Source organism: Flaviramulus multivorans, from assembly GCF_021728415.1.
Lineage (GTDB): Bacteria > Bacteroidota > Bacteroidia > Flavobacteriales > Flavobacteriaceae > Sabulilitoribacter > Sabulilitoribacter multivorans.
Genome location: NZ_JAKKDV010000002.1, coordinates 659,407 through 672,313, shown reverse-complemented (window position 1 = coordinate 672,313; position 12,907 = coordinate 659,407). Strand labels below are relative to the sequence as shown.

At 33.5% G+C, this 12,907-nt stretch carries 11 protein-coding genes; 3 read left to right on the top strand and 8 right to left on the bottom strand.

Annotated features, from left to right (window positions below; all coding sequences use genetic code 11):
• Window positions 1-63 precede the first annotated feature (63 nt).
• The 3 genes from L3X39_RS07835 (at window position 64) to L3X39_RS07825 (ending at window position 5,081) form a co-directional block, all read left to right on the top strand.
• Entirely contained in the window at window positions 64-2,316 is a 2,253-nt protein-coding gene (locus L3X39_RS07835; RefSeq protein WP_237231221.1) for a M1 family metallopeptidase, read from the top strand.
• Window positions 2,317-2,401: 85 nt separating this feature from the next.
• A complete protein-coding gene (locus tag L3X39_RS07830; RefSeq protein WP_237231220.1) occupies window positions 2,402-2,689 on the top strand; it encodes a Sec-independent protein translocase subunit TatA/TatB in 288 nt (95 codons plus the stop codon).
• Window positions 2,690-2,816: 127 nt separating this feature from the next.
• On the top strand, window positions 2,817-5,081 hold the full coding sequence (locus L3X39_RS07825; protein ID WP_237231219.1) for a response regulator: 2,265 nt from the start codon (window positions 2,817-2,819) through the stop codon (window positions 5,079-5,081).
• Window positions 5,082-5,088: 7 nt separating this feature from the next.
• Here L3X39_RS07825 and L3X39_RS07820 read toward each other — a convergent pair whose 3' ends face one another.
• The 8 genes from L3X39_RS07820 to kynU form a co-directional block, all read right to left on the bottom strand.
• The gene (locus L3X39_RS07820) at window positions 5,089-5,733 is read right to left on the bottom strand and encodes an O-methyltransferase (RefSeq protein WP_237231218.1); all 645 of its coding nucleotides are present in this window, start codon (window positions 5,731-5,733) and stop codon (window positions 5,089-5,091) included.
• Entirely contained in the window at window positions 5,733-6,818 is a 1,086-nt protein-coding gene (locus L3X39_RS07815; protein ID WP_237231217.1) for an amidohydrolase family protein, read from the bottom strand. Before L3X39_RS07815 ends, L3X39_RS07820 begins: the two co-directional genes overlap by 1 nt.
• A 31-nt stretch (window positions 6,819-6,849) precedes the next feature.
• On the bottom strand, window positions 6,850-7,383 hold the full coding sequence (locus tag L3X39_RS07810; RefSeq protein WP_237231216.1) for a 3-hydroxyanthranilate 3,4-dioxygenase: 534 nt from the start codon (window positions 7,381-7,383) through the stop codon (window positions 6,850-6,852).
• A gap of 119 nt (window positions 7,384-7,502) precedes the next feature.
• Window positions 7,503-8,285 carry an SDR family oxidoreductase gene (locus L3X39_RS07805; protein WP_237231215.1) on the bottom strand — a complete coding sequence of 261 codons (783 nt, stop codon included), beginning with the start codon at window positions 8,283-8,285 and terminating at the stop codon, window positions 7,503-7,505.
• Between the two features lie 7 nt (window positions 8,286-8,292).
• On the bottom strand, window positions 8,293-9,732 hold the full coding sequence (locus tag L3X39_RS07800; RefSeq protein WP_237231214.1) for an aldehyde dehydrogenase: 1,440 nt from the start codon (window positions 9,730-9,732) through the stop codon (window positions 8,293-8,295).
• Window positions 9,732-10,133, bottom strand: coding sequence for a RidA family protein (locus tag L3X39_RS07795; protein ID WP_237231213.1), 402 nt, complete (start codon window positions 10,131-10,133; stop codon window positions 9,732-9,734). Before L3X39_RS07795 ends, L3X39_RS07800 begins: the two co-directional genes overlap by 1 nt.
• 2 nt (window positions 10,134-10,135) lie before the next feature.
• Window positions 10,136-11,536 (bottom strand): FAD-dependent oxidoreductase, encoded by a 1,401-nt coding sequence (locus L3X39_RS07790; RefSeq protein WP_237231212.1) that lies wholly within the window; start codon window positions 11,534-11,536, stop codon window positions 10,136-10,138.
• On the bottom strand, window positions 11,529-12,800 hold the full coding sequence (gene kynU, locus L3X39_RS07785; RefSeq protein WP_237231211.1) for a kynureninase: 1,272 nt from the start codon (window positions 12,798-12,800) through the stop codon (window positions 11,529-11,531). Before kynU ends, L3X39_RS07790 begins: the two co-directional genes overlap by 8 nt.
• Window positions 12,801-12,907 lie beyond the last annotated feature (107 nt).

Below are 12,907 nucleotides of genomic sequence, written 5' to 3'. Positions count from 1 at the left end.
CCCTAAAAATTAATGCTTTGTTATTAAAATCAACAATATTTTAAATAAAATAAAAAATAGACAATGAAAAAACTCACTTATCTCATTTTATCTGCTGTGTTTATTTCTTCGGGAATATTCGCCCAAGAGCAAACGAAACCACAAGGTCATACCGACCAAAACAAATTTAGGCAAATGAAAGACTTATTGGCAACACCCAATGAGTCTAGAACAGCTTCTGGAGCTCCTGGTCACGCCTATACACAACAACAAGTGGATTACATAATGAATATTCGTTTAGATGAAGATAAGAATCAAATATATGGTGATGAAAAAATTACCTATCACAATAATTCTAAAGATTATTTAGAATATTTATGGGTTCAGTTAGATCAAAATATGAGAGCTAAAGACTCTAAGACACCAGATATTAATTCTGAAAGCTTTAACGCTACGTTTAATGGTCCTCAATCTTTTGCAAAATCAAATCTTAAAAAACCATTTGATGGAGGTTTTAATATAGAATATGTTAAAAATGATGACGGATCAGATTTATCTCATACCATAAATCAAACGATGATGCGTATAAACTTGCCTAAGCCTCTGGCACCAGGTGAGATTTTTAAGTTCCAAATAAAATGGTGGTATAATATAAATGATATTAATGTTGATGGTGGAAGATCTGGATTAGAAACGTTTCCTGATGGAAATAATAACTATACTATAGCACAGTTTTATCCTAGACTTTGTGTGTATGATAATGTTGAAGGTTGGCAGAATATGCAATTTTGGGGACGTAGCGAATTTGCTTTAGAATTTGGCGATTTTGAAGCAAAAATTACAGTGCCTGCTGATCATGTTTTAGAAGCTACTGGTGATTTGTTAAATCCTAAAGATGTTTTAACAAAAGAGCAATTAAAACGATTTGAAATTGCTAAAAAATCATTCAAAGACCCTGTGCTCATCGTTACACAAGAAGAGGCTGAAGTTGCTGAAAAAGGAAAAAGCACTAAAACAAAAACATGGCACTTTAAAGCTGATAGAGTAAGAGACTTTGCGTTTGCTTCGTCGAGAAAATATATATGGGATGCGATGGCTGTTGATATTAATGGTCGTTCTGTTATGGCTATATCGCTTTATCCTAAAGAAGGAAACCCGTTATGGGAAGAGCATTCTACTAGAGTGGTGGCTAATACATTAGAAGAATATTCAAAATTAACATTTGATTATCCATACAGTAAAGCCGTATCAGTACATTCTGAAAGACAAGGAATGGAATACCCAATGATTTGCTTTAATTACGGGCGTCCTAACCCAGATGGAACGTATTCAGAACGTGTCAAAAGAGGAATGATTGGAGTAATAACGCATGAAATTGGTCACAACTTTTTTCCAATGATTGTAAATAGTGATGAGCGCCAATGGACATGGATGGATGAAGGTTTAAACTCTTTTGTTGAAACTTTAGCTGAGTTAGATTATGACCCTGACTTCATTACAGGAAATCTCCCAAAAGATATTGTGCCTTATATGGGTGGAGATCAAAGTTACTTATCTCCAATAATGTCTCAGGGTGATTATGTGTATCAATTTGGACCAAATGCCTATACTAAACCTGCTGCAGGACTTTATATGTTAAGGCAAACTATTATGGGGCCTGAATTATTTGATTATGCTTTCAGAACCTACTCGCAACGTTGGATGTTTAAGCACCCAACTCCAGCAGACTTCTTTAGAACTATGGAAGATGCCTCGGCTATGGATTTAGATTGGTTTTGGAGAGGATGGTTTTATACAACAGACTATACAGATATTGGTGTAAAAGAAGTTAAACAATATTATTTAACTGATAAGCCAACTGAACAAGCTTTAGAGCAAGCCAAAAGATATAATATGAATCTAGATGAATATAAAGATAAGTTGGTTTATTATGCTGAGGCAGAAAATGGTGTTGTGCCAGCAGATGCTAAAAAAGCTTCTGAGTTTAAATTTTTGACAGACTTCTTAGAAAGCCTTCCAGAAAGCTTAAAATCTCAAGTTAAAGAAGCTCCAAACTATTTTTATGAAGTTACTTTTGAAAAACCAGGAGGGTTAGTAATGCCTATTATTTTGGAATTGACATATGAAGATGGCACTAAAGAAAGAAAAACATATCCTGCTCAAATATGGAGATATAACGAACATGAGGTTAAAAAGGTTTTCAGAACAGATAAAGCTATTACTAGTATGGTCGTAGACCCAGATTTAGAAACAGCAGATGTTGATACATCTAATAATTCTTGGCCAAGAGAAACAAAAAGTAATTTTGATGAGTTTAAAGAAAAAGTAAAAGGTTAATCTATTTAAAATAAATAATTCAATGAAAGCCGATTTTTAACAATCGGCTTTTTTATTCTACCAAAACAACACCTATATTTGTATCGTGATACAACAACCTACATTTTTATTTATTAGTGGCGCTGAAATAGCTTTTATTCTATTTATAGCTATTATGGTTTTTGGTGCTGATAAATTACCCGAAATTGCTCGTGGTTTGGGAAAAGGTATGCGCACACTTAAAGATGCTACCAATGATATTAAGCATGAAATCACCAAGACTGCCGAAAAAAATGGTATCGATACGAGCGTTACTTCGGATGTGAAAAAGGAACTTGACAAGGTAAAAGACGACTTAGAAGATTTTACGGGTTCAGTTAAACGAAAATTTTAGCACTTTATCTTTTCATCGATAGGTAGTTCATCTATTAGTCAAATATTACAAGCATTTTAGCGATTTTTTAATTTTTGGATAGGTTTTAAAAATACCTTCGGGTTACCAAATCTAATATTTTAAGATCGTGAAAAAGAGCCTACTAATCTGTTTTCTATGCTTTTCTATCCTAACTTTTGGAAAAGAAGATAGAGATATCATCAAACAAATTGATGAATTAAATACTTCAGCCTTAAAGTCATATAAGAATAATGATATTGTAAAATCTTTCAAGGAATTTATTAATGCTAAGGCATTGTCAGATTCTATTCAAGATAACTATGGTAGTGCGATTGCCAATTACAATTTGGGCAATATTTATAATTTAATGGAAGATTATAAATCTGCTGAAGAGCATTATTTATTAACATTAAAAGTTTTAAAAGGACTGGATGATGATTACTTAACAGCGAGTTCTTACTTTAAGCTAGCAGACATCTACAGAGATAAGGTAAATTACAACAAGGCTATAGATTATTATGAAAAGGCACTTAAGTTTTCTTCTAGAAAATATGATACAGATTCCAGTGAAAAAAAACAACTTGAACAAGTTTTCTTTGATTCAAGAACAAGTTTATGTGAGTTATACATTGAAAATAATGATTTAGAAAAAGCATTACTGAGTCTTTTAAAGATTAATGACGCTTTTAAAGCGCAAAAAGTTAATTCAAATTCAGAGGGCTATTTCAAATATATTTATGGAATTTATTATGCTCGCCAAGAATTACATAACCATGCTAATTCTAAATTTAGAGAAGCCACTATATTATTAGAAAATAAAAGTGAGGCAATTGATTTAGACCTTTTAACTAAAGTCTATTTGCAATTATCAATTTCATTAGCCAAATCTGGTAAAAGCACTGAGGCTTATCTAACCCTTTTAGATCATAATAGTTATAAAGACAAGCTTTTAAATGAAGAAAAAACCAGACAAGATTTAATTACAAAAGCCAAGTTTTTAATAGAAGATTATAAAAACGATGCAGAAATGGCTAATGCAGAAAGATTACAGCAATTAGCTATTTCGAACAGAATCAAAAAAATTAATGTTGCAATTTTTATAACCCTATTGTTATTAGTTATTTCTATGTTGGTTATTTATAGAAGTTACATAGCTAAAAGAAAGTTGAGTAAATCTTTAGAAATAAAGAACAACGAATTAGAAACTGCTAAGAATGCAGCATTAAAAACTTCCGAATTAAAAAGTAAATTTATATCCAACGTATCGCATGAATTAAGAACACCTCTTTATGGAGTTGTTGGTATAACATCACTATTACTCGATAATAGTAATTTGAATAAGACAGATAGAAAGCATTTAAAATCATTAAAATATTCTGGAGATTACCTTTTAAATTTAATTAACGACATTCTACAAGTAAGTAAAATGGAAGCTAATAAAATTGAACTTAAAAGTATTTCGGTAAATTTAAAGGAGTTATTAAATGATATTACCAATTCATTTAGTTATCGACTGCAAGAAACCAATAACCAAATGATAATATCTATTGATAATTATGTGCCGGAATATGTAAAATGTGATAAGGTTAGGTTATCTCAAATTTTGATTAATTTGATAGGCAATAGTATTAAGTTTACCACAAATGGCGCCATTAACTTAAATGTAAGATTGTTAAGTTTAGATGAAAATAATGTTGGTTTGCGTTTTGAAGTTATAGACAATGGAATTGGTATTCCTAAAGAAAAATTTGACACTATATTCGATAATTTTTCGCAGTTAGAAGACAGCAATTTAAATTATCAAGGTACTGGATTAGGACTTTCAATTACTAAAAATTTAATTGAGTTATTTAAAAGCGAAATAAAACTCGAAAGTCAAGTAGGTAAGGGCACTCAAATTAGTTTTGAGGTAGATTTTGAACTTGACCAAAACAAAACTAAAATAGTTTCGAATTTTAAAGCTTTAGAAAACAAGGTTGAAGACTCTAAAGAAACGTATAGAATTTTAGTAGCCGAGGACAATAAGATAAACCAAGTGGTTACTAAAAACCTACTAAAGAAACAAGGGTATTTGTGTACAATTGTTGAAAACGGAAAAGAAGTACTTAACGAAATTAAAAATAATCACTACGACCTTATCTTAATGGATATTAATATGCCAATAATGAATGGTAATGAAGCTACCGAGGCTATAAGAAGATTTAATAAGTCGTTACCTATAATAGCCTTAACAGCCGCAGATATTGATGAAGTAAAGCAAAACTGTATCAATGTTGGGTATAACGATATAATTCTAAAACCTTTTGATAATTATGAGTTTTTTCAAGTTATAAATCAAAATATTGAAAACGCTAAAAAAGAGCATAACATTCGATTTATTAAAGCTTCATAAATTGCGATTAAAGCTTTCTGCTAATAGTTAACCCATCACGAATTGGTAAAACCACGGTTTCTACACGCTTGTCATTTTTTAAAAGCTTATTGTATGCAATTAAAGCAGGTGTAGAAGTATCTTCTTTTTTAAAGGTTGTATCTAAAACTTTTCCACTCCAAAGTACATTATCTGACAAAATGAGACCACCAGGATTTAACTTGTCGATAATGATATTAAAATAATTAGAATAATTTTCTTTGTCTGCGTCTATAAAAACTAAATCAAACGTTTTATTCAATTTTGGAATAATATCAATAGCATCTCCCAAATGCTGAAAAATTTGTTTTCCATATTCAGATTTATCAAAATACTTACGTTGAAAATCAACTAATTCTTCATTTATATCTATTGTGTGCAATTCACCATTAGCTTGCATGCCTTCAGCTAAACACAATGCAGAATATCCTGTGTAAGTTCCAATTTCTAGAATATTTTTTGGGTTAACAAGTTTCGAAATCATGCTTAAAACTCGTCCTTGGTAATGCCCACTTAACATACGTGGTTGCAATATTTTCTGGTAAGTTTCTCTTGTTAATTGCTGCAGTAACTCGGGTTCATTCTCAGAATGATTTACAACATATTTATCAATGTTATCTGGAATAAAATGCATTAACTCAATATTCTATTTATCAATTTTTCTTTAGCAGTCTCGTCTTCGCCGCATAACCATTTTATAACATTGTCCTCCCAAATAGCATGGTATTCGTCTTGAGTAATAATTTTTCTTTCAATGGCTAAGTCTAAAATTTTACCAGGGTACGAGGATTGTTTTGCACTTTCCATTTCACCTAATGGGTAAGGATCATCAAGCCCCATTAAAACTTGCTTCGCACCGTGATTTTTTATTAATAATTCTAATCCACCCGTATCGTGAACTAAAGTGTCAAAGAAAATATTTTTATGTCCTACAGCTTTTCTTGGGTGATGTTTGCCTTCAAATAAATCTGGTCTACCATCAAAACCTTGAATTCGACGTCCCAGATTTATCTGTGCTAATTGTCCGCCATGCGCAAAACAAGTGCGCATATTTGGATACTTTTCTTGATATCCGTTTAGCGTTAAAAAATGATAAGCATCAGCACATTGAGCTAACATCCAAATCAAATGAAATCGCCATGAGGTGTTTTCTAATTTTATAAACTTTTCTCCATCATACGGATGAATTTCAACCGCTAAGTTGTATTTATTAGCCAATTCAAAAATGGGCTCGTTTTCTTCATCAAAAATACAACGCCAAGTGCCAATGGTATCCATGTAGTGGGTTGGTAAACAAAGCAACTGCATACCATGAGTTTCAACACAGCGCTCAATTTCCCAACATGCGCTTCTTATAAATCCTGGGTGAACCACAAAACCACAAGTAAACTTGGTTGGGTTTTCGTGCTGAATTTTAGCATTAAAATCGTTCTGAAAACGTAAAGCAGTCTTCATCTCCTCAACACGCAAACCATTACCATAGAGTTGGGACAGGTTTAAAACTACCGCATGGTCAATTTTATTACGTTCCATCCACTCTAACTTTTCATGCAAAAAGAAACTGGAGTCCGTAATAGGTCGATTCCAATCTTTTTGGAGCATAAATTTTCGGTCTTTATCTACCCAAAAAATTCCTTTTTCACGCATATAATCAGGAATTTCTTCGGGGTAAGGAAGTAGGTGTGAATGACCGTTAATTCTAAGTTTACGTTTTTCCATTTTATTGTATCAGCTCGTGCAGAAAAATATTTTAATCAATTTTAACCTTTTTAGGTGGTTGCATTACCTCGCCGCAATTTGGGCAACTACGTTTATCGGTGTCCTTATAATAATTATCAAAAATTTTAGGCATATCGGTTTCAATATTTTCTACCATAAAATCTTCTTCATACAACTTAGTTACACAATTTTCGCAAAACCACAATAAAGCGTCACGCATCCCTTCAGGTCTTTTGTACTCAATAACCAAACCAACTGTATTAGCTCCACGCTGCGGAGAATGAGGCACTTTAGGCGGTAACAAATAAATGTCGCCTTCTTTTATATGTACGTCTTTTGGAGTGCCTTTGTCAATTATTTTTAAAACAATATCACCTTCAATCTGATAGAAAAATTCCGGTGTTTCATTGTAATGATAATCTTTTCTGCTATTGGGCCCACCAACTACCATTACAATAAAATCTCCATCTTTCCACACCACTTTATTTCCAACTGGTGGCTTTAAAAGGTGTCGGTTTTCTTCAATCCAAGCCTTAAAATTTATGGGCGAAACTAATTTACTCATGGTTTTATATTTTGGGCGTGCCCTGTTCCTGAAACAAGTTCAGTATGAACAGGTCGGGCTTTTCGCGCTACATGGTAGCTTGCTTCAATCCCTCACGCAATTATTTTTCAACTATAAAGTTACAAACTTTTTGTGCGTCCACCATCAACAGGAATGTTAATTCCGTTTACATAACTAGCCGCTTCACTAGCCAAAAAAGTTATAACATTGGCAGTTTCTTCAGGTTGAGCAAAACGTTTAGCAGGTGTGTAGTTTTTCATAATTTCAGCCATGTCTTCAACGCTTCTGTTTTCATTTTTGGCTTTAATTTTTATAATTTCGTCTAAACGTTCCGTTTCGGTAAAACCTGGTAAAACATTATTTACGGTTATACCATGCTCACCAAGTTCAGTAGCCATGGTTTTACTCCAATTACCAACAGCACCTCTAATAGTATTACTTACTCCTAGTCCAGGTATAGGTTCTTTAACAGAGGTAGAAATAACATTAATTATTCTACCAAAACATTGAGTTTTCATAAACGGAGTAGTAGCTTGCGCCAATACATGATTGCATTTTAAATGTTGTGTAAATGCATTTTCAAACTCTTCTAAACTAGCAGTTAAAATAGCACCACTTCTCGGGCCACCAGTATTATTTACGACAATATGAAAACCATGATTTTTTTCAATAAACTTAATAACTTGTTCTTGTAATTCTCTTGGGTTAGAAAAGTCGGCAACAATGTAACTGTGGTTTCCTTTATTAGAAAGTTCCACTAAAACGGCTTTAAGTTTTTCTCTGTTCCTCGCAACTAGCGTAACGTTTGCACCTTCATTTGCCAATGCAATGGCCGTTGCTTTTCCAATACCCTGTGTGCTTCCGCAAACAAGTGCATTTTTATTATTTAGTTTTAAATCCATAGTCTTTTCAATATTTTATACAAACATTTTTCGCCTCAGTAAAAAAGCGTAGAGCTTCAAAACCACCTTCTCGTCCAACTCCACTAGCTTTTATACCACCAAAGGGTGTTCGTAAATCACGTAGCATCCATGTGTTTACCCAAACAATTCCAACTTGTAACTGATTGCTCATTCTCATGGTTCGTTTTAAGTTGTTTGTCCAAAGCGTTGCAGATAAGCCATACTTGACTTTATTTGCCATTTCAAGCACTTCATCTTCAGAGTTAAAAGGCATAATGGTAACCACTGGACCAAAAACTTCTTCTTGGTTTATTCTACAATCATCGGAAGAAACTTCAACAACCGTAGGTTGTAAATAATATCCATTTTCATAACCTTCAACAGTTACTTTATTCCCTCCACAAAGAATTTTACCTTGTTCTTGTTTAGCAATATCTATAAAATTAAGCACTTTTTTTAGATGCTCTTTAGATACTAAAGCTCCTATATTAGTTTCAGCTTCTGACGGATGTCCGACTTTAAGTGTTTTTACTTTTTCCACAAAGTCTTTTTTAAACTTATCGTAAATAGAGGTTTCAACGAAGATGCGACTTCCACACAAACAAATTTGTCCTTGATTGGAAAACGATGATCGTACCGTAGTTTCAAGCATATCTTCATAATCGCAATCTGCGAAAATAATATTAGGGTTTTTTCCACCTAACTCTAATGATAGTTTTTTAAACATGGGAGCTGCTACTTTAGCAATATGAGCTCCAGTTTGGGTACCGCCAGTAAAACTAATTGCTTTAATATCTGGGTGTTCAATAATGGCTTGCCCCGTTGTATTACCTAACCCATGAACAATGTTTAAAACACCTCTGGGTAAACCAGCTTCTGTACAAATATTTCCCAGCAAATACGCTGTCATTGGTGTTACCTCACTGGGTTTTGCTACCACACAATTGCCTGCTGCAATAGCAGGTGCAATTTTCCAGGTAAATAAATAGAGTGGAAGGTTCCAAGGCGAAATACAACCTACAACTCCTATGGGTTGTCTTAAAGTGTAATTTATAGCGTCTTGTCCTATACTTTCATGGCTTTCACTTGCGAACTGTGTAATAGCATTACCAAAAAATCTAAAATTACTGGCTGATCTAGGTATATCTACTTGGGTAGACAAACTTATTGGTTTACCATTGTCTTTACTTTCAGCTTCTGCAAATTGTTGCAAATTAGCTTCTAGTAATTCTGATATCTTAATTAAAATCCTGCTGCGTTCTTCTAGTGTGGTACTTGACCAACTTGGAAAAGCCGATTTAGCAGCACAGTAAGCCTTTTCTACATCGGCTTTTGATGAGTTCGGAATTTGCCCATAAACTTCACCATTAGCCGGACAATAATTGTCTATCCATTCATTTGAGATTGGATTTTCGTATTTGCCGTTTATGTAGTTTTTAATTTCCATTATAATTTCTTGAAGGCCATCACCTTAATCTCCACAACCAAATCAGGGTGCGGAAGTTGATGCACTGCAACGGTTGTTCTTGTTGGGCCTGTTTCCTTATCAAAAAACTCAGCATAAGCCTTGTTATAATCAGCAAAATCATTCATATTGACTAAAAATGAGGTTACATCAACAACATCCTTTAAAGTTGCACCTTCGTTGGCTAAATTCTTTTCAATATTCTTTAAAACTTCCCGTGTTTGAACTTCAATATTTAATCGCTTTGTACCCATTTCATCAATAATATCAACGCCTGCAATAGTGTTATCGGCTTTTCTGGAACTTGTGCCCGATACAAAAATAAAATCGCCTACACGTTTGGTGTGTGGATATGCGCCTCTTGGTGTAACTTTATCACTCATAATTAGTGTTTTAATCCAGCAATTCTATCATCTTCAAGAATGGCTTCGGTTTCTTGTTTTACTTTGTCTAAAATTCTTTTTAAATCACCTTTAACCTCAATGTCCTTATCAGTGAGCATGTTTAAAATAGCTTTGTCTTGTGCTCTACCTTTTAACATGGCTTCTCTATAACCTATATTTTCGTTGAACGTAACGAGTGAATATTTTGACGAATATTCATCTGGAAATTCTTTTTCTAGAGCCATTTCTAATTTACGTTTTTCTTGAAAGATAGGGTTCGCCACATGATCTTTCATTTCATGAAAATTATCGATAGCTAAATCTGCAATGGCATCTGTATCTATTTTACGAGTCTTTTCGTATTCGCGGAAAACAGTTTCCCAATTACCTTCATGTTGATCTAAAACATTATCGAACACCACAACATCTTCAAAAGACGCATTCATGCCTTGACCATAAAACGGTACAATAGCATGAGCCGCATCCCCCATTAATAGCGTATTGCCTTTATAGTGCCAAGGCGAACACTTTACGGTTCCTAAAGGCGCTGTTGGATTCTCAAAAAAGTCTTCTACCAAATTAGGCATGAGCGCTAAAGCATCAGGAAATTCTTTTCTAAAAAACTCTAATACACGTTCTTCAGTAGTTAAATTATTAAAATTGTATTCACCTTCATCATAACTTAAAAACAAGGTTACAGTAAAACTACCATCCAGATTTGGTAAGGCAATTAACATAAAACTACCTCGAGGCCAAATATGTAAGACGTTTTTGTGTACTTTAAAGCCACCATTCTCTTTTGGTAAAATGCTTAGTTCTTTGTAACCGTGAGTTAAATACTCTTGCGAAAAGCTAAACAAAAACTTTTTACCTAGATAGTAACTTTTCCGTAATGTTGACCCTGCGCCATCGGTTGCAATAATTATATCTGCATCTTCAACAAATTCGTCTTTGGTTTCGTAATCTTGAAATAGTGCAGTAGTTTTTTCAAAATTGACCGATTTGCATTTTTTGTTGAAATAAATGTTTACGTTTTTATGTGTTTCGGCTTCATTTAAAAGAAGTGCGTTTAAATCACCTCGCGAAATAGAGTTAATATATTCGTGATCTCGACCGCTATAGTTTGATTGAAACGTGTTGCCATGTTCATCATGAATCATCCGCCCGTGCATTGGAATGCATAACGATTTTACTTTATCCTCTAAACCCACAAGTTTCATGGCTTTGTTACCACGATTAGAAAAAGCTAGGTTTATAGAACGTCCAGCGCTAATATCAACTTTTCGTAAATCGGGGCGCATTTCATAAACAGACACATTAAAACCTCTTTGACCTAAGCGTAGAGCTAATAACGACCCACAGAGACCCGCGCCAATAATAAGTATGTTTTGTTGTTTACTCATTCAAAATACTTTTTAATTTTTCAACCAAATGGTAGACATCTTCGAAAGAATTATATAAAGGAACAGGTGCACAACGAATAACATCGGGTTCTCTCCAATCACTTATCACTCCGGCTTTTGTTAATTTGTCATGCAAAGATTTATCGGCATTTATAACTTGAATGGAAAGTTGACACCCACGTTCTGCTGGGTTTTTTGGAGTAATGATTCTAATCACATCTTCACCTAATTGATTTATTAAAAACTCAAAGTAGCTTGTTAGTTTTTTAGATTTTTGAGTTAATTTTTTAATACCAACTTCATTAAACAAATCTAGTGAAGCTCTTATTGCTGCCATAGATAATATAGGTGGATTACTTAATTGCCAACCTTCTGCACCAGATAATTGATCAAACTCATCGCGCATATTAAAACGGGTTTGTTTGTTATGGCTCCACCAACCTGTAAACCTATTTAGGGTTTTATTATGTGCATGTCTTTCATGAACAAAACAACCTGCTAAACTCCCTGGTCCAGAATTTAAGTATTTGTATGTGCACCAAACTGCAAAATCGGCTCCAGAATCATGTAAATTTAGTTCAACATTTCCAGCACCATGTGCACAATCAAAGCCAACTTTACAACCAAACTTATGACCAAGTTCGGTGATACGTTTTAAATCAAAATATTGTCCCGTATAATAATTTACACCACCTATCATGATTAGGGCAATTTCACCTCCTTGCTCTTTTAAAATTGTTTCCAAATCTTCATATCGAAGTAGCTCTTCATTTTTTCGGGGTTTCCATAAAATCAATCCTTCTTTATCATCAAACCCATGATGCCTTAATTGCGATTCTACGGCATATTTATCAGAAGGGAATGCATCACTTTCAATAAGTATTTTAAAACGTTTCTCTGTTGGTTGATAAAACGACACCATCATAAAATGAAGATTAGCGGTAAGTGTGTTCATAACAATAACCTCAATAGGTTTTGCTCCTACCACATTTGCCATACTTTGCGTTAAAAATTCATGATAAGGTAGCCAAGGATTTTTAGCTTCAGTATGTCCTTCAACACCTAAATTTGCCCAATCTTCAAGCTCTTGATTTACATAATCCTTTGTTTGTTTTGGTTGCAAACCAAGCGAGTTCCCTGTCATGTATATCAATTCATTTCCATCAGTATCTTTAGGAATATGAAAAATGTTTCGATATGATTTTAATTCATCATTTTGGTCTTGTTGCAAAGCGTATTCAAGACCAGATTTAAAGTCAGACAAGGTGTTTTGTTTTTCGATTTCTAACAAAAATAAGAATTATAAAGTTAGTAATGAATACCAAAAATTGAAGATTTAATTACTCCATTTTTTCGTATATTTAATAAAAC

Coding starts and splice junctions, on each gene's coding strand:
- L3X39_RS07815 (WP_237231217.1), bottom strand. CDS start 6,818: ATGGAAAAACGTAAACTTAGAATTAACGGTCATTCACACCTACTTCCT.
- L3X39_RS07795 (WP_237231213.1), bottom strand. CDS start 10,133: ATGAGTGATAAAGTTACACCAAGAGGCGCATATCCACACACCAAACGT.
- L3X39_RS07800 (WP_237231214.1), bottom strand. CDS start 9,732: ATGGAAATTAAAAACTACATAAACGGCAAATACGAAAATCCAATCTCA.
- L3X39_RS07820 (WP_237231218.1), bottom strand. CDS start 5,733: ATGCATTTTATTCCAGATAACATTGATAAATATGTTGTAAATCATTCT.
- L3X39_RS07835 (WP_237231221.1), top strand. CDS start 64: ATGAAAAAACTCACTTATCTCATTTTATCTGCTGTGTTTATTTCTTCG.
- L3X39_RS07790 (WP_237231212.1), bottom strand. CDS start 11,536: ATGAGTAAACAACAAAACATACTTATTATTGGCGCGGGTCTCTGTGGG.
- L3X39_RS07810 (WP_237231216.1), bottom strand. CDS start 7,383: ATGAGTAAATTAGTTTCGCCCATAAATTTTAAGGCTTGGATTGAAGAA.
- L3X39_RS07805 (WP_237231215.1), bottom strand. CDS start 8,285: ATGGATTTAAAACTAAATAATAAAAATGCACTTGTTTGCGGAAGCACA.